The sequence below is a fragment of the Streptomyces sp. GS7 genome (assembly GCF_009834125.1).
Taxonomy (GTDB): domain Bacteria; phylum Actinomycetota; class Actinomycetes; order Streptomycetales; family Streptomycetaceae; genus Streptomyces.
The window spans coordinates 3,821,060-3,844,725 of record NZ_CP047146.1; the positions used below are offsets into that span (position 1 = coordinate 3,821,060).

The following is a 23,666-nucleotide window of genomic DNA, read 5'->3' on the forward strand; positions in this document are numbered from 1 at the left end:
CAATGGGGCACGAGCACACCAGTCCCGGCACCGCGCATTACCGCTGCGTGGGAGTCGGCGTGGGACCGGCGAACCTGAGTCTGGCGTCACTGCTGCACGGCTACCCGGAGGTGGACAACCTCTTCATCGACCGCAAGGAGTCCTTCGGCTGGCACGACGGCCAGCAGATACCCGGAACCACCCTCCAGGTCTCCATGTTCAAGGACCTGGTCAGTCTCTCCGACCCCACGTCCCCGTTCTCGTTCCTGGCCTATCTCCACGACCAGGGCCGGGTGTACCACTTCCTCAACGCCCAGTTCGACGACGTACCGCGGCTGGAGTTCCGCAACTACCTTGCCTGGGCCAGCCGCCGCAACAAGAACATCGTCTTCGGGGAGACGGTCCAGGAGATCGGCTTCGACGACGTCTTCACCGTCCGCACCGACCAACGCACCGTCACCGCCGACAACGTCGTCATCGGCGTCGGCAACCAGTCCTGGGTCCCGCCGCAGGGCCGCGACCACCTCGGTGCCACCCAGTTCCACGTCAACGACTTCGTGCACGCCGCCAAGGACCTCGGCGGCAAACGCGTCGTCGTGGTGGGCGGCGGACAGTCCGGCGCCGAGGCGTTCTCGGACCTGATCTCACGCCCGGGAGCCGAACTGCCGCGCCGCGTCTCGTGGATATCCCGGCGCCGCAACTTCTTCCCGATCGACGACTCGCCGTTCACCAACGACTTCTACATGCCCTGCCACTCCGACTACTTCTACCAATTGAGCCCCCAGGCGCGGGCCGCGTTCAACGCCCACCACGTCCTCAGCAGCGACGGCATCTCCGAGTCCACCCTGCGTGAGATCTACCAGCGGATCTACCTCCACCGCTTCGTGGACGGCAACCCCGACCTCGTCGAGCTGTACGCCAACCGCGAGGTGACCGGGGTCGAGGCCGGATCGGCCGGTGGCTGGGAGCTCAGCGTCCGCCACAACGACGAGCCCGACGCGGAGGAGCACTTCGACACCGACGTCATCGTCTGGGCCACCGGCTTCCGGCCCGCCGCCATGGACTTCCTCGCCCCGATCGCGGAACGCCTGGAGCGCGACGGCGACGAGCTGCGCATCGACGAGGACTTCGCGGTGCGCTGGGACGGCCCGGCCGACCGCAGCATCTTCGTGCAGAACGCCGCCCGCGCCCAGCGCGGCCTCGCCGACCCCAACCTCAGCCTGAACGCCTGGCGCAGCCAGCGCATCGCCGACCGGCTCCGCGGCGCCCGCACCGTCGACCAGCTCGCGTCCTTCATCGAGTGGGGGACCAAGACCCGCGTCAACGTTCCGTGGGGGGCGTGATGGCCACCCGGCGCACCGACTACGCGGTGATCGGGGCCGGCGTGCTCGGCTGCCAGATCGCCCGGGAGATCCTGGCCCGCGCCCCGGAGGCCGACGTGGTCCTGGTCGAGCGGGACGCGATCGGCAGCGGCGCCACCCGGCGCTCGGCCGGCCTGCACTTCCCGCGCGGCGCCTCACCGCGGGTCCGCCGCATGGCGGCGTACAGCCAGCAGTGGTACGCCGACCTCCGGGCGGCCCGCCCCGAAGTCCCCATCCACCGCCTGCCGATGACGGTCATCGCCCCCGAACCGGACGGGTTACGGCTGCTGCGCGCCTATCTGCCCGAGGCCAGACTGCGGCCCGTCACCGAACTGCCCACGGCCGTCCGGAAGTTGCCCGAGGGCATGGGTGCCTGGGAAGGCGACGGCTGCCAGTACGCGGACGTCCACGCGCTGACCCAGCTCCTGGCCCGCGACCTGCGCCGCACCGCGGAGTTCCGCGAAGCGGTCGAGGTCACCGCGGTGACCCCCGAGGCGGACGGCGTCCGCCTGGCCCTCGGCACCGGCGACACCCTCCTCGCCGGGCACACGGTCCTCGCCCCCGGCCCCTGGCTCGCCGCCCCGGCCTGGCGGGACCTCCTCGCCCCGCTCGGTGCCCGGGTGAAGAAGGTGGTGGCCCTGCACATCGAAGTGCCGCCCGGCCCCGACGACCGCGCCGTCGTCTTCCAGGAAGAGGACGCCTTCCTGCTGCCGTACCACGAGCGCGGCCACTGGCTGTTCAGCTACACCTGCCAGGAGTGGGACGTCGACCCCGACACCGTTCCCGCCGCTCTCACCCCCGCCGACCGGGACGCGGCGCTCGCCACCCTCCGCCGCTACGCGCCCCAACTGGTCGAGCACTGCGCCTCCGGCCGGGTCTTCTGCGACGCGTACGCACCCGACCACGAACCCGTTGTCAGCGCGGTCACCGAGGACCGGCGGGTGGTCTTCGCCGGTGCCGCCAACGGTTCCGGCTACCGGCTCGCCCCGGCCATCGCGGCGGCGGCCGCGGATCTCCTCCCCCTTCCGTCCCAGCGAAAGGACGCGGCGTGATCATCAACAGCTACGACAGCACGGCCCTCTCCGAGGCGTTCGGCATCGACATGAGCAGCATCGAGGGCCTGGGCACCGGCGCCGGCTGGGGCCGGGTGGCCCCGGGCCGGGCCTCCGACAGCCACCAGCACGACGAGACCGAGATGTTCGTGATCGTCGCCGGCCGCGGCGAGTTCCTCGTCGACGGACACCGCCACCCGGCCGCCCCCGGCACCGTGGCGCTCTTCGAGCCCTTCGAGTCCCACGTCCTGGAGAACACCGGCGACCAGGACCTGGTCTTCCTCACCCAGTACTGGCGCGACGCCGGACGCGCCCTGGTCTCCGCACGGAACACCGGGCGCAAGACCTTCGGCAACCGCCCGGTCTTCGTCTTCTCCACCCCGCCCACCCCCAACGGCGACCTGCACCTCGGCCACCTCTCCGGCCCCTACCTCGGCGCCGACGCCTTCGTCCGCCACCAGCGGATGAACGGCACCGCCGCCTGGCACCTGACCGGTAGCGACGACTACCAGAGCTACGTCCCGGCCGCCGCCGCGGCCGAGGGCCGCGAACCCGCCGAGACCGCCGCCCACTACAGCGCCGAGATCGCCGCGACGCTCGCGCTGATGGACATCACCCCCGACCAGTACACCGCCACCCACCACGACCCGGCCTACCGCCTCGGCCTACAGGACTACTTCTCCCGCGTGGTCGCCTCCGGCACCGTACGGGCCACCGAGGCGGACGCCCTCTTCGACGCGGAGAGCGGCCAGTACCTGTACGAGGTGGACGTCAGGGGCGGCTGCCCCGGCTGCGGATCGGGCACCAGCGGCAACATCTGCGAGGAGTGCGGCGAGCCCAACACCGTCACCGACCTCGCCGAACCGGTCTCCGCCCACTCGGCGGCCGCGCCCCGCCGCGCCCCCCTGGCCCGCTGGACACTGCCCCTGCACACCCTCCGCGACGACATCGCCGCCCACCACCACCTCGGCCGCGTCCCGGCCCGGCTGCGGGAACTCGCCGACCGCCTGTTCAGCCGCCCGGCCCTGGACATCCCCGTCAGCCACCCCTCCGACTGGGGCGTCCCGCCGGCCGAGACGGACGTCGACGGCCAGGTCATCTGGGTGTGGCCGGAGATGTCCTACGGCTTCCTGCACGGCATCCAGTCACTCGGCGCCCGCCTGGGCGAGGACTGGCGGGCCGCCGCACCCGACCAGGACTGGAAGATCGTCCACTTCTTCGGCTACGACAACAGCTTCTACCACGCGGTGCTCTACCCGGCCCTGTACCGACTGGCGTTCCCCCACTGGACCCCCGACATCGACTACCACGTCAACGAGTTCTACCTCCTCGAAGGCAGCAAGTTCTCCACCAGCCGGCGCCACGCCATCTGGGGCAAGGAGATCCTCGGCCCCGACTCCGTCGACGCGGTGCGCTACTTCCTGGCCGCCACCCGCCCCGAAGGCACCCGCACCAACTTCCAGCGCGCCGTCTACGAGACCACTCTCAACGACACCCTGATCGGAACGTGGCAGGACTGGCTGAACGACCTCGGTGCCCGCGTCGCCAAGCGCCACGACGGCACCGCCCCCGACGCCGGGAACTGGACCCCGGAGCACTCCGCCTTCCTGGGCCGGCTCGGCGCCCGGCTCGCCGCGGTCACCGGCGCCCTCAGCTCCGACGCCTTCTCCCTCAACCAGGCCGCCGCCGAACTCGACGGCATCGTCACCGACACCCTCCGCTTCACCCGCCAGGAAGCCCTGGTGGCCGAGACCCCCGGCTGGCAGAACGAGGCCCGTACCGCGATCGCCCTGGAACTGGCCGCGGCGCGCCTCCTCGCGCACGCCGCCGCCCCCGTCATGCCCCGCTTCGCCGCCCGGCTCGCCGAAGCCCTCGGCCTGCCCGAGCCGTCCGTCTGGCCGCGGACCGTCGAACTCGTCGCCCCCGGCAGCCGGATCGGCCTCGCCGACGCGGTGTTCTTCCGGCCGACCGCGGCGCCCGCGCCGCGCCCCGTCCACGCCGGCCCGCAGCTCGTGCCGTGGCTGAGCGGCCTGGTGCGCGCCGTGCTCCAGCTCTCCGACGACGAAGCGGTCCACGACCGCAACCTCACCCAGCTGGGCACCAGTTCGCTTCAGGCCGTCACCCTCCAGTACCAGATCCTCGACGCCCTCGACGTGGACATCAGCGTCGAGGAACTCCTCGGCAGCCAGGACGTCGCCACGCTCGCCTCGACGATCGAGGAGCGCGCCGAGGACGCCGCGCTGGCCGCCCTCGCCGAAGTGGAGGACCGATGAGCTACCGCGAAGTACTGCGTGAGATAGAGAGCCGCGGTCTGTCCGTCTCGCTGTCCGGAAACGACCTGCGGCTCCAGGGGGGCCGCGAGCGCATGGACCCCCAGTTCATCGCCCGTATCAAGCACGTGAAGCAGGAGCTGATCGCGCACCTCGCCGAGGAGGAGCGGCACGGCCCGGGCTTCCCCCTCACCCCCCTGCAGCGCGCCTATCTGCTGGGCCGCAGCGGCATCTTCGAGATCGGTGACGTGGCCAGCCACGTCTACCACGAGATCGAAGGCGCATGGGACGTCGACCGGCTGGAGTCCGCGCTGGAAGCCGTCGTGGACGCGCACAGCGCGCTGCGCTCCCGCTTCGTCGGCGACGACCGCCAGGTCACCGAGCTCCGCCAGTACCGGCCCCGCATCCCCCGTCTCGACCTGCGGGGCGAGACCCCCGAGGAGCAGCAGCGGATCCGCCGCGACCTGCGCGCGGAACGCTCCCACCGGGTGCTCGCCGCCGACCACATGCCGCTGCTCGCCGCCGAGGTCACCCTCCTCGCCGACGACCGGATGGTGCTCCACGTCAGCCACGACGGACTGGTCATGGACGGGATCAGCATGTTCCTGTTCTTCCGGGAATGGTGGCGCCGCTACCGCGAGGGCGCCGGCGAGGAGGGACCCGAGGAGCTGTCGTACGAGGAGTACGTCGCCGCCCTGGCGGCGGGCCGCGACCGGGCCCCGGCCCGCCGCTCGCGCGACTACTGGCTCTCCCGCATCGACGACCTCCCCCCGCACCCCGACCTGCCGCTGCGCACCAGCCCGGCGGCGCTCACCCGCACCCGTTTCTCGCAGCGCGCGGTGCGCCTGGGGGAGCAGGAGTGGACCGCCCTCAAGGAACGCGCCTCCTTCGCCGGGCTCACCCCCTCCGCGCTGCTGCTCGCCGCCTACGCCGAGACGCTCGCCACCTGGGGGGCCGGGCCGCGGTTCACCATCAACACCACCGTCGCCAACCGCCCGCCCCTCCACCCGCGGATCTTCCAGGCCATCGGCAACTTCTCCGACACCCTGCTCGTCGAGGCCGAGGTCGACCGCAGCCGCAGCTTCGAGGAGCGCGCCCGCGCCCTGCAGACCCGGCTGCGCCGCGACCTGGACCACCGGCACTTCTCCGGCAGCGACGTCATGCAGGAACTGGCCCGGCGGCGCGGGGGAGTGGCGGGCGCCCGGATGCCGTTCACGTTCAACAGCGCCCTCGGCCTCGCCGGCGGCGAGGCCGACGGCTCCGCGCTGGAACTGTTCGGACCGGAGGTCTTCACCGTCAGCCAGACCCCGCAGGTGTGGCTCAACGCCTTCGCGATGGAGCAGCACGGCGGCCTCGTCGTCCAACTCGACGGCGTGGACGAGCTGTTCCCCGAAGGGCTGCTCGACGACCTCGCCCACGGCTACCGCACCCTTCTCGGCATCCTCGTCGACGAGGCCGCCTGGCAGCGCAACACCTTCGACCTGCTGCCCGCCGCCCAGCGCGAGCGGCGCCGCGAAGCCAACGACACCGCCACCCCCCTGCCGGAGGAGATGCTCGGCGACGCGTTCGCCGCGCAGGCCGCGTGCACCCCCGACGCGCCCGCCCTGATCACCGCGGACCGGCGGATCGGCTACGGCGAACTCCTGCGCCGCGCCGCCGCGGCCGCCCGCTGGCTGCGCGCGGGCGGCGTCGGCCGGGACGAACTGGTCGGCCTGGTGATGCACCGCGGCCCGGAGCAGATCGTCGGCATCCTCGCCACCGTGCTGGCCGGCGGCGCCTACCTGCCCGTCGACGCGTCCCTGCCCGCCGAGCGGCAGAAGTACATGCTGCGCGACGGCCGGGTGCGCCGGGTCCTCACCAACACCGACTGGCAGGACCCCGACGGCGCACGCGAGGTGCTGCGCCTGGACGTCACCGCACCCGCCGACACCGCCGCGGACCTCCCGCAACGGCTGCCAGGCTCCGCCCCCGACGACCTCGCCTACGTCCTTTACACCTCCGGCACCACGGGCGAGCCCAAGGGCGTCATGGTCAGCCACCGCAGCGTCGCCAACGTCGTCGCCGACTGTCACAAACGGTTCGGCATCGCCCCCAGGGACCGGTTCTTCGCCATCAGCGCCTTCAACTTCGACCTGTCCGTCTGGGACGTCTTCGGTGCCCTGTCGGTCGGCGCGGCCCTGGTGATGCCCGACCGCGACAAGGCCGTCGACCCCGCCCACTGGCTGGATCTGTGCCGCAGCGCCGGGGTGACGGTGTGGAACTCGGTGCCCGCCATCGTGTCCCTGATGCACGACCAGGCCGTCGCCGACGCCACCGCCCCGCCGGCGCTGCGCCTGGTCATGATGAGCGGCGACCGCATCCCGCCGGCCCTGCCGGACGCCCTGCGCCGCCTCAAGCCCGACCTGGACGTCGTCTCGCTGGGCGGCCCCACCGAGACGACGATCTGGAACATCCTGCACCCGGTGGCGCCCGAGGAGGACGGCGGCGAATCCATCCCCTACGGCCGCCCCAACGCCAACAACCGCGCCTATGTCCTCGACCGGGACGGCCTGGACTGTCCCGACTGGGTCACCGGCGAGATCTGCGCGGCCGGCACCGGCCTGGCCCGCGGCTACTGGGGCGACACCCGCCGCACCGCCGAACGCTTCGGCCACGACGTCCGGCGCGGTGAACGCCTCTACCGCACCGGCGATCTGGGCCGCTACCTGCCCAGCGGCGACATCGCGATCCTCGGCCGCAGCGACTTCCAGATCAAGGTCAACGGCTACCGCATCGAGGCCGGCGAGGTCGAGACCCGGCTGGTCGCCCTCGACGCGGTCGCCAAGGCCGTGGTCGCCGGTCGCCCCGGGGCCCGCGGCGACCGGCTGGTGGCCCACCTGGTGCCGGCCGGCGAGGCACGGCCCGCGGTGGCCGAACTGCGCGACGCCCTTCGCCGGGACCTGCCCGACTACATGGTGCCCACCGCCGTGGTCTGGCACGAGCGCCTGCCGCTGACGAAGAACGGCAAGGTCGACCGGGCACAACTCGCCGACGTCGCCGTCGAGGAGGCCGCCCCCGCAACCGGCGCGCCCAGCGGCGGCGAACCCACCACCGACACCGAGAAGGCCCTCGTCGACATCTGGTCCGGGGTGCTGCGCGGCACCCGGGTCGGCCTCGACGACAGCCTGGGCGCCCTCGGCGGCGACTCCATCGCCGCCGCCCGCATCCTGACCGCCGTCCGCAAGCGCTTCGGGGTCACCATCCCGCTCGACGTCTTCGCGGACATGGACACCGTCCGGGCCATGGCCGCGGCCCTGACCACGGACGAGGAGACACCGTGAGCGACCACTCCGCGATCAACCACCTCGTATCCACCGCACCGCCCGGTGGGCAGATCTCCTTCGCCCGCCTCGACGGCACCGAAACCCTCGGGCTCCCGGAGCTGTACGAGCGCGCCGGCCGCCTCGCCCGGCGGCTGCGCGCCCGCGGCATCGGCCCCGGCGACCGGATCGGCATCCTGGCCGCCAACTGCCTGGAGTGGGTGCTGCTCGACCTCGCCGCGCTGCGACTGAAGGCCGAGACCGCCGGCTTCGAACCCGGCAAGTTCGATCCCGACGACGGGCTCATCAGCCGCTACGACGTCACCGTCCTCTTCACCGACCGGCCCGCCGACGACCCCAGGGCCGTGCCGATCGGCGAGGTCCGCGCCCTCGCCGAAGAGCCGGAGGACCCCGGCACCGAGCCGCTGCCCTCCATCCACTGGGCGCCGCGCGAGGTCACCACCGTCAAGTTCACCTCCGGCAGCACCGGCACCCCCAAGGGCCTCGGCGCCACCGTCGGCAGCATCGACGGCTCGCTCGCCGCGGTCCAGGAGATCTTCGAACACAGGCCGGGGGACGACCTGTTCGTCTTCCTGCCGCTGTCCCTGCTCCAGCAGCGCTACTGGGTCTACTCGGCGCTCCTCCACGGCCACGACGTCACCATCAGCACCTACGAGGCCGCGTTCGCCGCACTGCGCCGCACCCGGCCGACCGTCGTCATGGGCGTCCCCGCCTTCTTCGAGACCGCCAAACGGCAGATCGAGGCACGGGTACGCCGCGCGGACGGCACCCAGACCCTCCCGGAGGCGGCACGCCGCCTGTTCGGCGACCGCATCCGCTACCTGTGGACCGGATCCGCGCCCGCCGACACCACCATGCTGCGGTTCTTCACCGAGGCCGGCCTGCCGATCTACGAGGGCTACGGGCTCAACGAGACCTGCATCGTCACCAAGAACCATCCCGGCGCCAACCGGGAGGGCAGCGTGGGACAGGTCCTGCCCGGCAAGCAGGTGCTGCTGGACAAGGACGGCGTCATCACCGTCCGCAGCGACCACCCCGTCAACGACCACTACGCGTACGCGGCCCCCGGCGACTCCGAGCGGATCTTCGGCCCCGACGGCACCGTGCGCACCGGCGACCTCGGCCATCTCGACGCGGACGGCTTCCTCTTCGTCCGCGGACGCGCCGACGACGTCATCGTCCTCGACAACGGCAAGAAGATCATCGTCCGGCCGATCGAGGAGAGCATGCGCACCAGCCCGGCCATCGCCGAGTGCGTGCTCTACTGCCCCGCGCAGACCGAGCTGGTCGCCGTCGTCTCACCGTCCTCGGTGCCCGCCGACCGGGACGCCATCGCCACCCAACTCGCCCTCACCAACACCTCGTTGACCGCCGACCAGCGGATCAGCCGGGTCGTCGTCGCCACCACCCCGTTCAGCATCGACAACGGCCTGCTCACCTCGCAGTACAAGCCCAGGCGCCAGCAGATCCTCGCCGCCCACCGGGCCGGGATCCACGACAACAAGGAAGGCATCCATGCGGTCTGACATCGAGAACGCCACCAGGGAACACCTCTCCGCGGTGCTCAACCCGCCCGTCGCCCCCGACGCACTCGACCTCGACGCCGACATGGCCGGCATCTACGGCCTGACCTCGCTCAACAAGGTCCTCTTCCTGACCGAGGTGTGCGAGGCTACCGACACCGATCTCGCGCACTTCACCGAGCACGACCTCGCCGAGATGCGCACCCTGCGCAGCGTCGCCGAGTCCCTGACCCGACACACCAACAAGGCGGCTTGACCATGGCCTGGGCACAGCACGCAGCAGCGGTCCTGGAGAACGAACACCTCCTGGTGCGACCGGTCACCGAAGCGGACCGCGAGCCCGTCCGGGCGGTCGCCATGGACCCCGACATCTGGCGCTACTTCGTCTCCGCGGTGGAGACCGACGCCGACTTCGAGAAGTTCTTCGACGCCTGCCTCGCCGACCAGGCGGCCGGCCGGCGCGTCGTCTTCGTCATCATCGACAAGGCCGGCGGCCGGGTCGCGGGCAGCATGAGCTACGGCAACATGGCCGAGGCCGACGCCCGGCTGGAGATCGGCTGGTCGTGGCTGGGCCGCGACTTCCGCGGCCAGGGCATCAACCGCTGGGCGAAGTACCTCCTGCTGCAGCACGCCTTCGAGGAACTGCACGCGGAACGCGTCGAGTTCAAGACCGACATCCTCAACACCCAGGCCCGACGCGGCCTGCGCAACATCGGAGCCGTCGAGGAAGGCACCCTGCGCAGCTTCAACTTCATGCCCGGCGGACGCCGCCGCGACGCCATCTTCTACAGCGTCCTGCGCGCCGAATGGCCGCGGGTGAAGCAGGAGCTGGCCACCAAGCCGAAGGTCACCCAGCTGGACGCCGTCGGATGACCGGGGGCGGGGGCATCCCTCTCGTCCGCGCGTCCGGCGACCCCTTCGCCGTCGGCCGCGCCCACGGCGAGGCCCTCGCCGGTCCGCTGCGCACCTTCCTCGACGACTCGCTCTGCCGCCTGAACAAGGTCCTGCAGGAGCCGGTCACCTGGGAGGGGCTGCTGCCGTCGATCGCCGCCTACCGGGCGGCGGTCGCGGCGGCCCTGCCGGACCAGGCAGCGGAGATCGCGGGGCTCGCGGCGGGCGCCGGGATCACCCAGGACGAGGCATGGCTGCTGCAACTGCGCCGCGAGATCATGGGCTACCACCGGATCCCGACCGCCGGCGACTGCACGACCTACGCCCGCACCGGGCACACCGTCCCGGTCCTCTCCCAAACCGTCGACCTCAACGGCAACCTGGACGACTACCTCGGCGTCCTGGAGATCGCCCGCACCGCCTCACCCCGCCGCTCGCTGGTGCTCAGCTTCGGCGGCCTGCTCGGCTACCTCGGCCTGAACAGCGACGGCCTCGCCGTGGGGCTCAACCTGGTCCTGGGCGGTGACTGGCACCCCGGCGTACCGCCCTACCTCGCCATCCGCCACCTGCTGGACACCGCACGGGACGTCACCGAAGCCCTGGAGATCCTGCGTACCCTCCCGCTCGCCAGCTCCCGGACCATCGTGCTGTGCGACCGGCGGCGAGCGCTGTGCGTCGAGATCCTCGACGACGACCTCCGGGTCATCGAGCCCGACGACCCGGCCCGACCCCACGCCGTCCACACCAACCACTTCCTGCACCCCGACTTCGCGCCGGGCGACGAGATCAACGTCTTCGCCCGCAACTCCTCGGTACGCAGGCTGAAGGCGGCCACCGCCGGACTGGACGAACTGCCGTCCGACGCGGGCGCGGAGGAGCACTTCGCCCTCATGGCGCAGCCGCCGATCTGCGTCCCCGACCGCGGCGACATCCGCGCCGAGCGCACCGTGGCGGCCGTCGTGATGTTCCCCGACCGCGGCGAACTGCACGTACGCCCCGGCGACCCGTCACTGTCCCATACGCAGACCTTCCGCCTGTAGCGGAGGGCAGACAAAGGGAGCACCCCGCGCAGGGCTGACGAAGGAGGGCTGACGCAGCAGGCTTACGGCGTCACGTCGCACCGTTCACGGTCCATCAACCAGTCTCGTCGCCCGGCGCGGCCGGTGCACGGGTGACCGCGAGCAGCGCCATGTCGTCGCTGCTGCGGCCACCGGTGTGGTGGTTCACGGCGGAGAGCAGGGCGTCGAGCAGCGCATCCGGCCCGGCGAACTCGCCGCCGGCCAGCCCGGTCGCCGGGTCGTAGAAGTCTCCGGCGCGGTTGCGCGCCTCGTTCAGGCCGTCGGTGTACAGCAGGAGGGTGGCCCCTGAGGGGAAGGGCACCGTGTCGGCCCGGTCCTGGCCGGCTGCCAGCTCCGCCAGCCCCAGGGGAAGCGCCGGCTCGGACGGTTCCGCGCTGTGCACCCGGCCGGCATGCAGCAGCAGTGGCGCGGGGTGGCCGCGGTTGACCAGCCGCAGTTCGTCGTCGCAGGGCCGGATCTCGACCAGCACGCCGGTGACGAACCCCTCGGTCCGCTCGGGCCCCGTCCGCCGCTCTCTCTCCCGCAGCAGTGCCCGCTCCAGGCGGGCCGCGACCCCGACGAGCGTGGGTTCCTCCTCGGCGGCCTCCCGGAACACCCCCATGGCCACCGCCACCACCTTGACCGCGTCCAGCCCCTTGCCCCGTACGTCGCCGACCAGACAGCGCACGCCGTACGGGGTGTCCTGCGCGCTGTAGAAGTCCCCACCGATCTGGGCGTCCTTCACGGCCGCCTGGTAGCGCACCGCGATCCGCAGTGGCCCGATCGAGGATGGCGGCTGTGGCAACACGGCGCGCTGCGCGGCCAGCGCGATCCTGCGTGCGGATTGCAGCCGTACGTAGCTGTAGTACATGAGGCGGTTGACGACGACGGCCAGGCTTGAGACGGTCACGACCGCCGCCAGCTCGCTCAGCCCACCGGATTGCCGCAGGAAGCCGAAGTGGGCGAGCAGCGCCATGTCGGTGGCACAGGCTCCGATGCCCGCCAGGACGGTCGCGCGCAGTGACAGCAGCGCGGCAGCGGTCATCGGCGCGGCAGTGTAGAAGGCTTCCGCACTGACATGCGGAGGGGTGACGTAGTCGACCAGGGCACCTCCGGCCAGCAGGAGGACGGGGAGCAGCTGAAGGTGGCGCAGACACCATCGTCCGACGGTGGTGCGCACCGCGCCCAGCGCCCTCACGTCCCCGCTCCCGCTCTGTCGCGCTGTACCACACCTCAAGCATCCTCGGGCCGGATCACGACTGCCAGTCGTGAGCGCGCGGCAGGGGGCGTCCGGCGACGACGACAGCGACAACGGCATCACGGGTGGGTCCGCACCGCCGGTCCGGGCCGACGTGAAGTCGAGCCGACCGCCGGAGACAAGGTCGACGGCCGCGGAGATCTCCGCCAGGATCGCGGTGTGGACATGGCAGGCGGCACCCGCGGCGGGCTCGGCACGTCCGGCCCGCCGGGCGCCGGCCGGCTGCTTGCCGAGCCTGACCCGGCATCCAGGCAGAACGAAACAATGTTCCGGGAATGATACGGAACGTGGTTCTTTTGGCGCGGTCGACAGCGGAGGGAGTCGCGCGGTGAACGACAGTGACGGCGGCCACGGGGGCGCGGGGCGGCCGGCCCAGCGGCTGCGGCATGTCTACTGGATCGGTGGCGGCAGCGGTGCGGGCAAGTCGACGACGGCCCGCCGACTTGCGGATCGGTACGGCTGGCATCTCTACGCGACCGACGACGTGATGGGGGATCACGCACGCCGGACCACCCCCGAAGAGGCCCCGTTCCTGCACGAGTTCATCGCCATGGACATGGACGAGCGATGGGTGAACCGATCTCCCGAGACCATGCTGGAAACCTTCCATTGGTTCCGGGGCGAGGGCTTCGCCCTGATCCTGGAAGACCTCCTCCGACTACCGCAGGAGCCCTGCGTCGTCGTCGAGGGCTTCCGGCTCCTGCCGCATCTCGTGGAACCTCTGCTCACCGTCCCCGGCCAGGCCGTCTGGCTCCTGCCCACGCCCCGGTTCCGCCAGGCAGCCATCCGGAGCCGGGCCGTGCGCGGGGGAGGGTTCACCGCGAGGACGAGCGATCCGGAGAAGGCCGACAGCAACCTGGACGAACGCGATCGCATGTTCACCAACCGACTCCAGTGGGAGGCCGAGCGGCTTCGACTGCGCACCATCGAGGTCGACACCACCATGACCGAGGGCGATCTCGCCGAGCGGGTCGCCACGGCGTTCGGCCTCCGGCCTGGTGGCGCACCGGCGCAATGAGGGGAGAGCCACCGGCTTCGGAGTCGCCGGGCGACGCGACCCGGTGCACGCCAAGGCGCGGGAAGAAGACGGCCAGTTCGCGGCAGGACCCGACGCCATGACCGTCACCTTCCACGACGCGGACGATGCGCCGACCCCGCCCTATGACCTGCGGCCGGCGTCGGCAGCTGGAGGGAACTGTGACCATCCGTCTCGAACCCGGTACCCGTGTCTTCCACGGTGTCAAGATCTGGGCGCGCACTTTGCCCGGCGGAACCGGCGTCATCGTGGCCGTTGAGGGCCCGGACCTGCACGGTGACTTCGAGTACCTGGTGCGCACCGGCGCCGGCTGCACCCGCTGGACAGGGCTCGACGGCCGGTCAACTGAGCAGGTAGGTCTGCGAGGGGCCGGAGCCCGGCGGGCGGTTGTCGAGGTAGACGACCTTCAGCCGGGAGAAATGCGGCGCCTTGCCATCCGGGCGCGCGACCGGTCGGTACGCCTCCACGCCCACCCAGAAAGTGTGGAAGTGGCCCTCGGCGCAGTCCGGGAGGCAGTCGTTGGCCACTTGGCGGCCCACGCCGTGCGCGGTGCGGGCGGTCCAGTCGGCCCAGCGCAGCCCGCGCAGGTCGTTGTTGCCATCCGCGCAGGCCAGCATGTACTCCCGTGGCTCGACCTGGTCGTGGCGCAGACAGTCGATCAGCGCCGGAGCGAGGTGCGGAGCCGGATTGGGAACAGCGTGGACGCGGCCGGGACCGGCCGCGGAGGCGGGGGCAGCGGTGACGGCGACGAGGGCGGCGGCTATGACGGCAGTGCGTCGAGCACTGGATGCAAATGTCATAGGGCAAGACGTATCAGGGCCGGTCACCCATGGGACACACACTGCGTCAAACCCCTCGAACCGGTGATCTGTTTTCGGCCTCACCTCGGTCCCAACACCCAGCGTCGATACAACGTCCCGCCACTCACCACCCCCGCTCAACAGAACACCGCCCGGAGGGTGTTCGCCCTGCTGGCTGCCGCTGAGGGCCCTTACATCGCCCGCGCGTGGCTCGCCGGCAAGAACCCCCACCTCGGCGACGACAACCGCTCAGCGCCATCTCGGCCGGCCGCGGGAGCGAAGTCCTCGCCGCCGCACGTGCCCAAGCCCGCGACGACAACGCCAACTGACCAACGCCCACTGCAACCCAGCGAAACCAAGGAGAAAACCATGGCACGCCAGCAGACTCCCACCATCACCGTCGCCCTCGACACCCACCTGCGGCAGGCACCCGACTACCTGGCTACCGGCACCGACGGAACCCCGGAAGAGACCGCACGCAAGGCCGTCCTCGACGCCGCACTCCAGACCCGCGTCGACGACGACGACGATTTCCGATCCAACATGGCCAAGTACAGCGTCTAGCCACTGCAGGCGGGTGGCCGGCTTCGATCTGGAGACGACCAGCCCGACCCGATGAACGCTCGCTGGGAGGAGCTCAGTCGCCGAGAAGCCAGGAGCCGACGCTGTGAAGGCCGTCGGTGATCCGGACAGTTCCGAGCTGGGCAGTTACGACAGTGGGCTTGTAGTGGTCGTCGGCGTTGGCGGGGCCGGCTCCAAGGACGATCAGTGCTGAGGCGGCTACTGCTGTAGCGAGAACGGTCAGGTGCTTCACGGGGGACCTCCACTGGTCAAGGCGACTTGTCGGCAGGATCATTCGCCGTCCGTTCCCCCGCCACCCGAGCCTCCTCCAGCTGGCGGCCAGGTCACTCCGATGCTGCGCCGGTGCCACTTGGGCAACCCCGACTCAAGGTGCCGCCTCGGCCTGCGAGCCTTCGTCACGCTCGATCTGCGGCCGGCAGTCGCCGGGCCGGGTTGCCCGCCAGGTGCCGTCAACGCCTCGGAGTGCTCTTCCCCCTGGGCCGACGGACTCTCACTGGAACGCCCACGACCCTCTGTTTGAACGGCTCGATCGACTCTGCTGCGAGAGCTTGGCCGGACCGGTGGCCGAGGAAGAAAGTGATGATCGCGACCCCGATCGGGGTCAGTACCGACCCCACCGATGTGATCCAGGTAGTCACGTTGGACCTGCCTCCGCCAGGCTGCGAGAGGTTCACCGTAATCGCGATGGGTTGCCCGCTGGGAGTGTTCACCGGAACGCTCGCCGACGGGTGCATCGTCGGGACCGGTGAACTCGTCGCAGGGGGACTTGCCGACGGCAGCGCCGACGGAGATGCGGGGCTCGACCCAGAGGAACTCTCCGACGGCTGCACGGTGGGAGACGCAGGGTTCGCGCTGGCGGTAGCGGGGGGCGGCACGGACGGCTGATGCGACGTAGCGCCGAAAAGGCTGAAGAGGGCAGCGACCACACTGCCCACAAGCGCTGTGACGCCAGCCAGGACCCACGATCGCCATACCTGACGCGTTGCCGGGGAACGACGGCGCTTACCCGCACTCTGGTGCCAGGACGGTCCACTTTGCCCCATGAAGGTCAAGCAATCAGCACCTGGGAATTGTCAAAGTGGAACGCGCCGACGGAGCGGGCGGGTTACGCCGCCCGGGGGATCCGGACGGGAACGCAGTCTGCGGGGAAGGCTCCGCCCCGACTCCTGGCGAGCCTACGTCGCGCTCAGCCGTCGGCCGGTAGCCGCCGTGCCAGATTCCCTGCGAGGTGCCGCGCCGCGAACGCGCCTTCGCCTGTCCCGCGGCCAGCAGCTGGCGCAGCTCCACCGTGGCGCGTGCCTCGCACAGGGTCAGGAGCGGCAGGCGTGGTTCGTCTCTTGTTGGTGATGCGATGGCACATGCCTATGGCGTATGCGTACCTCGCTTGCTCGTCTTCCGGCTGCGGCGTGCCTTCAAGCGGCTGCTGTAGGAGTTCGGGGCCTCGGTCGCGAGATGGCCGCGAGCTCGTCTAGCGGTTCCCGCAGGTCACGGGAGCATGTGTCACCGTCGAGTGATTCCCCGGCCACGGAGAGTCCACAGCGTAGACGTGAACGTTGCCCACTCGGCTCACGCACGCTGGTCCGTTCGGCCCTCCCGACCTCGGCCAGGAGCGACGAGAGCGAAGCTGACGTCGAACGTCTTGTTGCAGAGCGGGCACGGCCACCGGACCGCGCCACCACGACCAGGATCATTGATTCACCCCGCGGAAGGGGGTGCCATCATGCGCATTCGAGGGCGCTCTCTAGGTCCGGGCCGGCAGGCGGAATCGACGCGGTCGACGCATCCTGGTCGTGGCGGCTTGGGGAGCCGATTTGCTCTTCATGGCTTCGGGCGCGAGGCGGTAGTGGTCGGCTGCGCGAAGCAGCTCCCTATAACGCAGCCGATGGATCTCGATGCCCATGCTCGCTCCTCCTCCTGTCGGACACTTCGGTTGGCTAACTGAGGCTGTGGGTTCTCGTAGGGGCAAGGTCAACCGGCGGCTTCGTCTGGTCGCAAAGGGAGCGAGTCTCGATGGCCGCAGGGACGTGATCACGGTGACGTGAGCGCCTCAGTCGCATGTGCACTCATGTTCGCCCTGTGGGCGAGGATCAACTTAGAGGCGCGCATACCGGACCGGAAGCAACACGTTGATTCTCTGCGATCCCTTAGCACACTGGATGCTGCTGCCACCGGGGTTTGCGGAGAGAGCAGCGATTCCAGCAGTCGCTGAGTGACCTCGTTCGGTATCTCGTACGTTGCGACATACGTTCCCCTACCTCTTCAGGAGGCACGCATGTCGCACAGGAGAACTCTCGGTCCGAAGAAGACGATCGCGCTGCTCGTCGGTGCCGCGGCGGTGGCGGGTGGCGGGGCCTTCGCGCTCGCCAGCACGTCCAACGCCGCCCAGCCCGTGCAGCACGCGAAGACGCTGTCGGCCGGGGACTCGACCGTCTGCCAGGGGCTCGCCACCGCTCTCGGCAACAACGAGCGGTTCATCGCCGGGCAGCAGGCGAATCCGGACGCCCAGTCGGCGGCCCGGATCGCCAACAGGCAGGCGGTCGTCGCGCAGATCAAGGTCCAGCAGAAGGTGGCCGGTTGCACCGTTGGGGAGTCGGCTCAGGGCTCCCAGACGGGGCAGCAGCAGGCCGGTGGCGCCCAGGTGAGCGCACAGCCCTCGCAGTCCGCCGCCGGCGGAGGCGGTAGCGCCGGTGGTGCCGCCGCATCCGGTCAGCAGGTCTGCAACGGCTCCACCGTTACGCTCTCCGGCGAGGGCGGTGCCCCGGCCGCGTCCAGCGACCAGTTCCCGGCGGGGACGGCCCTGAAGGTCACCAACCTGGACAACAAGAAGTCCACGACGGTGAAGGTCACCTCGGTCTCCGGCAGTTGCGTCCTGCTCGACAACGCGGCCTTCGAACAGGTCCGGGAACCGGGCAAGTTCCTCATCCGCCATGCACTGATCGAGAAGGTGGGGTGAGGCCCGGGAGCATCAGGCGCCGGACAGGAACACGGTGAGGCGACCGGCGAGGTCCGGCGGTTTGGACGGTGGGAGCCCGTGATGGGAGACGCCGGGCAGTACGGCGGTCTCGACGCGCGGCAGCGTCTCAGCGGCCCTCGCCGCCACTTCGTCCGGGATGGGGGTCCCCTGCTCGAGCGAAGCCGAGGGCTTGCGGGAGGGTCCTGCTGTTCGCGGCCACGAGCAGCAGGACCGGCACCTCCAGCGCCCGCTGCGCGTCCACTGATACCAGGCGGAGGGCCATGCGTTCAGCATTTCCGAAGGTAACTCGGCGTGAACTCGGGCTTCCAAGCGGTCCGTTGAACCAGTACGGGGACATCGACGGCAGCTGGGCACCCGCTGCCACCTTGATGGGCACGCCCTTGAGGCAAGCCAGCGGGAACCATGTGCCCTTCGGCGAACGACTCGTCCGAGGCGAGGATCCAGGCCAAGGCTGTACACAGACGAGCACGCGGACATCACAGGAGAGACGGAACCGGCCGGATTCGAACCGGCGTCCTCGCGGTTTTGGAGACCGCGCGCGACGACCACTGCGCTACGGCTCCGCCCCACATACCCTACGGGCCCCCGACCCCCGCCATCCGCAGCGCCCTCACAGCCGCCCAACAGGACACCGCCCGGCAGGCGTTCGCCCTGCCCGCAGCCGGAGGACGCCTGCGAGTTCTTGTGACGTATCCGCCGCATGGGCCGCCAGATGGCGGACCTGGCCGAAGGACGGCCGGACGGCGTGTACCGGCTGGGCGGGTTCGGGCTCCACAGCGTGTGCCTGGTCGACGAGGACGGACGCATGCTTCCCGACCCGCCGGCCATCGCAGAGGTGCAGGTGTGATGTCAGCCCGTGTCCAGCGGAAGCGCACTCGCGGGTGGAAGACACCGCTCGACTCTCAGGGGCGCCCGCCCGTGTACGTCGGTCGCGGTACCCAGTGGGGCAACCCGTGGCGCCTCGCCGAGACTTGCACCGGAACCGGCTGGCTCGTGAACTCGGCCGGCGCCCGCGATCAGGCGCCGCATGGCGTCCTAACCGAGATCCCCGCCAACGATCGCCGTGACGCTCACGCCTTGGCCGTCGAGCTGTACGAGAGCTGGCTGAACTCACAGCCCAGCTGTTGGAGCGCGCCCGCCAGGATCTGGCCGGACGTGACCTGATGTGCTGGTGCAGCCCACTGCCCTGCCACGCGGACGTGCTCCTCGGGCTCGCGCACGGTGCGTGACGCCTGACGGCTGGTCCTGAGCCGCTCCGGGCACATCGTGGACGGCGCACTGACTCGGTCGGCGGCGCACGGACGTGGCCGTGCCTCAAGGCAGCTCGAACCGACTGCTTTTGGCCATTGACGCCGACCGTCCATACCTCGACGCTCAGTAGCGAATCGGCTCCCAGTTGAAGGGTTGGAACCTATGGGGGTACGACGCACACTAACGGCCGTCGCGTGCAGCCTGGGTCTGTCGCTCGGCGGCATCGTAACCCTGAGTGCCCCAGCGCATGCCCAGCCGGGGCTCACCGTCGACTTCGCCTACGTCCTCACGAACGGCGACATAGTCCAAGGCGGCACCGTTACCGGCGAGGCCCCCGACACGGGCATCCTCACCGACGTCGACACCGACCTGTCCCGCGGCGACACCGGCACCCACACAATCAGCGGCAACCTGACCGGCACGACCCAGCACTGGCTCGATGTCAACCACGGCGTCCAGCCCTATCAGGTCAATGACGAGGTCGACTTGGCCACCAGCTTCACGGAGGTAGACCAACAGCAACAGCAGAACAACCAGCAGGTAGTAGTAGTCCAGCAGTCCGCTCAGCAAAAACAGTCTTGCGACCCCCTCGGCCAATTCTGGGATCCCTCTCTGAGTGCATGCTTTCCCGCCGGCTTCATCCCCCGATAGCTGGCAAGTCCCTTGGGGCCGCAATACCTTGGTCGGTCGATCAGGTGGCGAGCGGTGTAGACAGACGCTCGGTTGGGGGTTTCCCAGCCGAGTGTCTCGTTTCGTCGCGCGCTCAGTCCACGGTCGCCAGTCGACGGGCCAGGTTGCCGGCCAGATGCCGCGCCCGGAACCTGCGCGAGGCACGCTCGGCGTTGGAGCTGGGGTGCGGTTTGGCGGAGCGAGCCGGACGTTGTTGGCTGCTCAGCTTGTTTTTTATCTTCCGGCCGGCCCCAGGCTCGGTTCCACTGGGTGCTGCCGGATCAACATTGGTTGTTACGGTCGCTGACTGTGAAAGAAGTTCTTCCAGATTTCCCGTATCACCCCGACCCGCTGGCTACCAGATCCGTGGTGGTCTCCGACGCGGCCTGTGTGTGCTGCGGGAAGAAACGCGGATACGTCTATGCAGGCCCCGTCTACGCCGCCGAGGAACCAGACGGCCGACTGTGTCCGTGGTGCATCGCGGGCGGGAGTGCCGCCGGGAGGTACGAGGCCCACTTCAGCGGAGACGTTGTGGGGGACGACGTGGCCAGAGAGGTGCTACCCCGGAGGTGGGAAAACCAATTGTCGCGCCTGTGTCGGGGCGTTGAGCGGACCCTGGACGGCGCGCCAGCGTCCGCCCTTTTCGAAATAGGCCGTGGTTCCCTTACGTCACTAGAGAAGTACTTCCCGGGTAAGGGGTTCGTTACCAGGTCCCTTTCCGGCATTGTCAAAGGCATTAATTCAGCAGGCGACGGGGCGGGACGTCGTCTTCGGGCAGGACCCACGCGGCGGCCATGTATTCAATGTAATTAATCGCGACGGGGATGTGATATTTTTGGATGCGCAGAGCGGTCGCGCGGCATCTACGGGATGCAGTAGCTATCGGTTTATGAGGATAAAATGACGCTCAGTCGATCCGAAGCGTTGAAGGTGGCGGAAGAGCTGCTCGTGCGGGAAACGGGACTCTATGATCCAGCCCTCAAGATCGATTATGAACTCGTGCTGGAAAAGAACGGACTCCTCATTGTCCCCTTCAACTCCGAGCAATACCTGGAAACCCGCGACGCCCGCGACATGCTGCTCGACTGCTGGCCGATCCTGGTAGACCTCACAACGGGCAACGCTCGCCTAGGAACCATCGAAGAACGAGCGCTATGGAGCGAATAGCGAACTCGCTGCAGGCTACTCGACCACCGGTCCGGCATCTCGCACCGACCTCGTCACCCCGCACACCAGGCTGAAGCACATCAACGAGTCGGCCGACGACTGACGGCAGGAAGGCCCCCACCCAACCGGGCGGCGGCCTCTTCGCGTTCGAACTCCCAGCGCAACGGCATCCTCCTGCGGGAACACCGAGGTGCACCCCCCGGCACACCAACGACCGCTCCCACCGGGCCCGTTCATTCTCCGCGGCCGTCGCACGCCGCGACAACCGCACACCCACACCGCCGGCCAGAAGCGCGATCCCCGCGGCCCCCGCGCCGCTGCCAGCCAGTGCGTGAAACCGCTTACGCCCAGCTCAAGCGCTGGGAGGCCGGTGCCTGTGCCCCGAGAAGGCCGACAACTCGTACGCACCATTTATGTGGCTGGCTCGCCACCCGTTTGCGCGAAATAGGCCACATGTCCGGGTCGCTAGCTGCATAGGCTCGACACCAATGCGGCTGAGACCACGAGCGACCTCTGTAGAGGATCCCGAGGTCGAGACTGGTGCCTGCTTTGGGTTTCCGGCCCGTACCTCCCGGTCGGCCGGACTGAGTGAGAGGACAAAGATCTGCTGTGAAGGCATGCGGAGTGTCCGGGGCCGAGAAGGAAGTCGCCCTGCTGGAATTGCCCGAACCGCCATCTCCCGGGCCCGGTCAGATCCTGGTGGCGGTTGAGGCGGCCGGGGTCGGCCCGTGGGACGAACTGCTAAACGGCGCTGGCTGGGACGTGGGGCTGCGCCCCCCGGCGGCACTGGGAGTGGAGGGCGCGGGCGAGGTGCTGGCTGTCGGCGCGGGTGTCGCCGGGTTTGCCGTAGGCGAGCGGGTGCTCGCACATGAGGCCCCGCTGCCCGGGGGAAGCGGCTTCTGGGCCGAACGCGTTCTGATCAACGCGGATCACACGGCAGCCTGCCCACCCGGGCTGGACGCCGTGCACGCGGCGGCGCTGCCGGTCAACGGACTCACCGCGTTGCAGGCCCTGGAGAAGCTGGACCTCAGCCGAGGACAGCGGCTCCTGATCACCAACGGAGGCGGGGCCACCGGAGCCCTGGCCATCCAGCTCGCCGCGGCCAAGGGCATCGAGGTGACCGCGACCGCGTCTGCTGCCGCCGCGGAGCGCCTGCTCGGTCTGGGAGCGATGGAGGTCGTCGACTACCACGACCCGAACTGGTCGGCCAAGGTACGCGGCGGGTTCGACGCCGCCCTCATCGTCGCCACCAGCACGGCGGACGCCGCCCTGCCTTTGGTGCGGGACGGCGGCCGACTGTGCTCCCTGACCTCGGACGCGCCTCCAAAGGAACGAGGCATCACGAGTTGGGACCTCTACGTCGAGCCCAACGCCACGCAGCTCGTCCAGCTGGCGGAGCAGGCCGCCGCGGGAACCTTGAAACTCGCACCGGAACCCCTGCCGCTGAGCGAGGGACCGGCTGCGTTCGCCCGGGTGGTTACCGGACGGGCCGGGGGAAAGAAGATCGTGCTCACCCGAGCATGACCCGACCGGGCACCGCCCGATCCCGATGCTGGGCCACGGTGCCCGCCGATCGAGAAGTCGTCGGGCTGAGATAGGTGACTCAACCGCATCGAGGCCCAGTTCACCGCCCTGCGCTACTTCGCTTTCGACGGCACCGACCACGCCAGCCACAAGGAGCAAGGCAGCATGTTCCGCCGCTACATCATCTGGCGGAACAAGCACGCAACCGATGTACGGCTCCGCGAGGTAGTCAACAGGGCGAACGTTGCCTGATGTGGCACAAGCTGGCGCCGTGCGAGATCCGCTCGGCGCGCGGAGAACCTAGGCCACCGCGAGCTCGCCAGCCCCGCGCAGCTCAGGCGATCAGGTAGTCCGCTCTGCCTTGGCCGTCGACGTCGAACGGTCCCGGGGGGATGACGCAGAACTCATTGCCCTCCGGGTCGGCCATGACCAGGAAGCCGCTGCCGGCGAACTCTTGGAGTCGGAGACCGCCCCGGGCCTCGATCCGTCGTTGCGCAGCGGCGGGGTCGGGGGCGGAGACGTGGAAGTGGACGCGGTTCTTGCCACTCTTCGGTCCCTCCACCCGCTGAAGGCCGAGACCCGGGCCGCCAGCTCTGGCCAGCCAGACGAACGGGCCGGTCCTGGCCACGATCGGACGGCCGAGCACCACGGACCAGAACGCAGCCAGCCGCTCAAGGTCCCGGCAATTGACGATGACGTCCTTATTTCCCATTTGAGTATCCGTCACCGCCCGATGTTCGTACAGTCGTCCAGCGGCCCGAGCTGCCGAGTACCAGGCTCGCCCCTTCGCCAACGGCCTTTCGGGCTAGGGTCGATGCCGCTGACTTTGGGTTGATGTTGCCTGTAGCGTGTAGTGCGGGAAGGGTGCTGTGCCACGGGCCGGGCAGGTCAAGCCGCCGGTTGACGAGCGGCTGTCGGATCACATCGCGCTGGGTGTGTTGACGTGGGCGT

At 69.9% G+C, this 23,666-nt stretch carries 23 protein-coding genes, 1 tRNA gene and 2 pseudogenes; 20 read left to right on the top strand and 6 right to left on the bottom strand.

What is annotated here, in order from left to right; all coding sequences use genetic code 11:
• Window positions 1–2 precede the first annotated feature (2 nt).
• Genes GR130_RS16790 through GR130_RS16825 form a run of 8 tightly spaced genes read left to right on the top strand, consistent with a single transcriptional unit; the run spans window position 3 to window position 11,436 of the window.
• The gene (locus GR130_RS16790; protein WP_159505496.1) at window positions 3–1,322 is read left to right on the top strand and encodes a lysine N(6)-hydroxylase/L-ornithine N(5)-oxygenase family protein; all 1,320 of its coding nucleotides are present in this window, start codon (window positions 3–5) and stop codon (window positions 1,320–1,322) included.
• Window positions 1,322–2,392: an NAD(P)/FAD-dependent oxidoreductase gene (locus GR130_RS16795; RefSeq protein ID WP_159505497.1), complete on the top strand. Its 1,071-nt coding sequence runs from the start codon at window positions 1,322–1,324 to the stop codon at window positions 2,390–2,392. The genes GR130_RS16790 and GR130_RS16795 overlap by 1 nt, the downstream gene beginning before the upstream one ends.
• The gene (locus GR130_RS16800) at window positions 2,389–4,665 is read left to right on the top strand and encodes a class I tRNA ligase family protein (protein ID WP_201304907.1); all 2,277 of its coding nucleotides are present in this window, start codon (window positions 2,389–2,391) and stop codon (window positions 4,663–4,665) included. Before GR130_RS16795 ends, GR130_RS16800 begins: the two co-directional genes overlap by 4 nt.
• Complete coding sequence (locus GR130_RS16805; protein ID WP_159505498.1) at window positions 4,662–7,982, top strand: non-ribosomal peptide synthetase; 3,321 nt, start codon at window positions 4,662–4,664, stop codon at window positions 7,980–7,982. The genes GR130_RS16800 and GR130_RS16805 overlap by 4 nt, the downstream gene beginning before the upstream one ends.
• Window positions 7,979–9,508: an AMP-binding protein gene (locus GR130_RS16810; RefSeq protein WP_201304908.1), complete on the top strand. Its 1,530-nt coding sequence runs from the start codon at window positions 7,979–7,981 to the stop codon at window positions 9,506–9,508. Before GR130_RS16805 ends, GR130_RS16810 begins: the two co-directional genes overlap by 4 nt.
• On the top strand, window positions 9,498–9,761 hold the full coding sequence (locus GR130_RS16815; RefSeq protein ID WP_159505499.1) for an acyl carrier protein: 264 nt from the start codon (window positions 9,498–9,500) through the stop codon (window positions 9,759–9,761). Before GR130_RS16810 ends, GR130_RS16815 begins: the two co-directional genes overlap by 11 nt.
• A gap of 2 nt (window positions 9,762–9,763) precedes the next feature.
• Entirely contained in the window at window positions 9,764–10,378 is a 615-nt protein-coding gene (locus GR130_RS16820) for a GNAT family N-acetyltransferase (protein ID WP_159505500.1), read from the top strand.
• Window positions 10,375–11,436 carry a C45 family autoproteolytic acyltransferase/hydolase gene (locus tag GR130_RS16825; protein WP_159505501.1) on the top strand — a complete coding sequence of 354 codons (1,062 nt, stop codon included), beginning with the start codon at window positions 10,375–10,377 and terminating at the stop codon, window positions 11,434–11,436. Before GR130_RS16820 ends, GR130_RS16825 begins: the two co-directional genes overlap by 4 nt.
• A 94-nt stretch (window positions 11,437–11,530) precedes the next feature.
• Here GR130_RS16825 and GR130_RS16830 read toward each other — a convergent pair whose 3' ends face one another.
• Window positions 11,531–12,652, bottom strand: coding sequence for a PP2C family protein-serine/threonine phosphatase (locus tag GR130_RS16830; RefSeq protein WP_236573071.1), 1,122 nt, complete (start codon window positions 12,650–12,652; stop codon window positions 11,531–11,533).
• A 388-nt stretch (window positions 12,653–13,040) separates the two neighbouring features.
• Between GR130_RS16830 and GR130_RS16835 the strand changes: the two genes are divergently transcribed.
• Entirely contained in the window at window positions 13,041–13,730 is a 690-nt protein-coding gene (locus GR130_RS16835; RefSeq protein WP_201304909.1) for a hypothetical protein, read from the top strand.
• A 359-nt stretch (window positions 13,731–14,089) separates the two neighbouring features.
• Here GR130_RS16835 and GR130_RS16840 read toward each other — a convergent pair whose 3' ends face one another.
• On the bottom strand, window positions 14,090–14,548 hold the full coding sequence (locus GR130_RS16840) for a hypothetical protein (RefSeq protein ID WP_159505503.1): 459 nt from the start codon (window positions 14,546–14,548) through the stop codon (window positions 14,090–14,092).
• A 369-nt stretch (window positions 14,549–14,917) separates the two neighbouring features.
• Between GR130_RS16840 and GR130_RS16845 the strand changes: the two genes are divergently transcribed.
• Window positions 14,918–15,112, top strand: a complete 195-nt coding sequence (locus GR130_RS16845; protein ID WP_159505504.1) for a hypothetical protein — start codon at window positions 14,918–14,920, stop codon at window positions 15,110–15,112.
• Window positions 15,113–15,185: 73 nt separating this feature from the next.
• Here the strand turns inward: GR130_RS16845 and GR130_RS16850 are convergent, their stop codons facing one another.
• The gene (locus GR130_RS16850) at window positions 15,186–15,362 is read right to left on the bottom strand and encodes a hypothetical protein (RefSeq protein WP_159505505.1); all 177 of its coding nucleotides are present in this window, start codon (window positions 15,360–15,362) and stop codon (window positions 15,186–15,188) included.
• 347 nt (window positions 15,363–15,709) lie between these two features.
• On the opposite strand from GR130_RS16850, the gene GR130_RS16855 reads away from it, so the two are divergent.
• A complete protein-coding gene (locus tag GR130_RS16855) occupies window positions 15,710–16,015 on the top strand; it encodes a hypothetical protein (protein WP_159505506.1) in 306 nt (101 codons plus the stop codon).
• Between the two features lie 856 nt (window positions 16,016–16,871).
• On the opposite strand, the gene GR130_RS16860 is transcribed toward GR130_RS16855, so the two are convergent.
• On the bottom strand, window positions 16,872–17,030 hold the full coding sequence (locus tag GR130_RS16860; RefSeq protein WP_159505507.1) for a hypothetical protein: 159 nt from the start codon (window positions 17,028–17,030) through the stop codon (window positions 16,872–16,874).
• Window positions 17,031–17,402: 372 nt separating this feature from the next.
• Between GR130_RS16860 and GR130_RS16865 the strand changes: the two genes are divergently transcribed.
• Entirely contained in the window at window positions 17,403–18,083 is a 681-nt protein-coding gene (locus GR130_RS16865) for a hypothetical protein (RefSeq protein ID WP_159505508.1), read from the top strand.
• A gap of 509 nt (window positions 18,084–18,592) precedes the next feature.
• Here GR130_RS16865 and GR130_RS16870 read toward each other — a convergent pair.
• Window positions 18,593–18,667, bottom strand: a tRNA-Trp gene (locus GR130_RS16870).
• A 137-nt stretch (window positions 18,668–18,804) separates the two neighbouring features.
• Between GR130_RS16870 and GR130_RS16875 the strand changes: the two genes are divergently transcribed.
• From GR130_RS16875 to GR130_RS41575, 8 genes and pseudogenes are all read left to right on the top strand, one after another.
• Window positions 18,805–18,951 carry a hypothetical protein gene (locus tag GR130_RS16875; RefSeq protein ID WP_159505509.1) on the top strand — a complete coding sequence of 49 codons (147 nt, stop codon included), beginning with the start codon at window positions 18,805–18,807 and terminating at the stop codon, window positions 18,949–18,951.
• Window positions 18,952–19,228: 277 nt separating this feature from the next.
• The gene (locus tag GR130_RS41835) at window positions 19,229–19,333 is read left to right on the top strand and encodes a DUF4326 domain-containing protein (RefSeq protein WP_201304910.1); all 105 of its coding nucleotides are present in this window, start codon (window positions 19,229–19,231) and stop codon (window positions 19,331–19,333) included.
• A gap of 184 nt (window positions 19,334–19,517) precedes the next feature.
• Entirely contained in the window at window positions 19,518–20,006 is a 489-nt protein-coding gene (locus tag GR130_RS16885) for a hypothetical protein (RefSeq protein ID WP_159505510.1), read from the top strand.
• A gap of 387 nt (window positions 20,007–20,393) precedes the next feature.
• Window positions 20,394–20,525: pseudogene (locus GR130_RS41840) on the top strand (CbrC family protein); the annotation flags it as partial.
• 223 nt (window positions 20,526–20,748) lie between these two features.
• Window positions 20,749–20,928 (top strand): toxin glutamine deamidase domain-containing protein, encoded by a 180-nt coding sequence (locus GR130_RS41845; protein WP_159505512.1) that lies wholly within the window; start codon window positions 20,749–20,751, stop codon window positions 20,926–20,928.
• Window positions 20,925–21,191 carry a YrhB domain-containing protein gene (locus tag GR130_RS16900; protein WP_159505513.1) on the top strand — a complete coding sequence of 89 codons (267 nt, stop codon included), beginning with the start codon at window positions 20,925–20,927 and terminating at the stop codon, window positions 21,189–21,191. Before GR130_RS41845 ends, GR130_RS16900 begins: the two co-directional genes overlap by 4 nt.
• Window positions 21,192–21,815: 624 nt before the next feature.
• Window positions 21,816–22,715: an NADP-dependent oxidoreductase gene (locus GR130_RS16905; protein ID WP_159505514.1), complete on the top strand. Its 900-nt coding sequence runs from the start codon at window positions 21,816–21,818 to the stop codon at window positions 22,713–22,715.
• Window positions 22,716–22,793: 78 nt separating this feature from the next.
• Window positions 22,794–22,967 (top strand): annotated as a pseudogene (locus tag GR130_RS41575) (transposase); the annotation flags it as partial.
• 82 nt (window positions 22,968–23,049) lie between these two features.
• On the opposite strand, the gene GR130_RS16915 reads toward GR130_RS41575, so the two are convergent.
• Window positions 23,050–23,427 carry a VOC family protein gene (locus GR130_RS16915; protein ID WP_159505515.1) on the bottom strand — a complete coding sequence of 126 codons (378 nt, stop codon included), beginning with the start codon at window positions 23,425–23,427 and terminating at the stop codon, window positions 23,050–23,052.
• Between the last annotated feature and the right edge of the window lie 239 nt (window positions 23,428–23,666).

What these genes read in the sequence shown, in the direction of transcription:
- GR130_RS16885 (WP_159505510.1), top strand. Translation starts at nt 19,518, where the DNA reads ATGGGGGTACGACGCACACTAACGGCCGTCGCGTGCAGCCTGGGTCTG.
- GR130_RS16875 (WP_159505509.1), top strand. Translation starts at nt 18,805, where the DNA reads ATGGGCCGCCAGATGGCGGACCTGGCCGAAGGACGGCCGGACGGCGTG.
- GR130_RS16795 (WP_159505497.1), top strand. Translation starts at nt 1,322, where the DNA reads ATGGCCACCCGGCGCACCGACTACGCGGTGATCGGGGCCGGCGTGCTC.
- GR130_RS16915 (WP_159505515.1), bottom strand. Translation starts at nt 23,427, where the DNA reads ATGGGAAATAAGGACGTCATCGTCAATTGCCGGGACCTTGAGCGGCTG.
- GR130_RS16840 (WP_159505503.1), bottom strand. Translation starts at nt 14,548, where the DNA reads ATGACATTTGCATCCAGTGCTCGACGCACTGCCGTCATAGCCGCCGCC.
- GR130_RS16820 (WP_159505500.1), top strand. Translation starts at nt 9,764, where the DNA reads ATGGCCTGGGCACAGCACGCAGCAGCGGTCCTGGAGAACGAACACCTC.
- GR130_RS16860 (WP_159505507.1), bottom strand. Translation starts at nt 17,030, where the DNA reads ATGGGCATCGAGATCCATCGGCTGCGTTATAGGGAGCTGCTTCGCGCA.
- GR130_RS16845 (WP_159505504.1), top strand. Translation starts at nt 14,918, where the DNA reads ATGGCACGCCAGCAGACTCCCACCATCACCGTCGCCCTCGACACCCAC.
- GR130_RS16900 (WP_159505513.1), top strand. Translation starts at nt 20,925, where the DNA reads ATGACGCTCAGTCGATCCGAAGCGTTGAAGGTGGCGGAAGAGCTGCTC.
- GR130_RS16825 (WP_159505501.1), top strand. Translation starts at nt 10,375, where the DNA reads ATGACCGGGGGCGGGGGCATCCCTCTCGTCCGCGCGTCCGGCGACCCC.
- GR130_RS16855 (WP_159505506.1), top strand. Translation starts at nt 15,710, where the DNA reads ATGATCGCGACCCCGATCGGGGTCAGTACCGACCCCACCGATGTGATC.
- GR130_RS16805 (WP_159505498.1), top strand. Translation starts at nt 4,662, where the DNA reads ATGAGCTACCGCGAAGTACTGCGTGAGATAGAGAGCCGCGGTCTGTCC.
- GR130_RS16865 (WP_159505508.1), top strand. Translation starts at nt 17,403, where the DNA reads ATGTCGCACAGGAGAACTCTCGGTCCGAAGAAGACGATCGCGCTGCTC.
- GR130_RS16815 (WP_159505499.1), top strand. Translation starts at nt 9,498, where the DNA reads ATGCGGTCTGACATCGAGAACGCCACCAGGGAACACCTCTCCGCGGTG.
- GR130_RS16790 (WP_159505496.1), top strand. Translation starts at nt 3, where the DNA reads ATGGGGCACGAGCACACCAGTCCCGGCACCGCGCATTACCGCTGCGTG.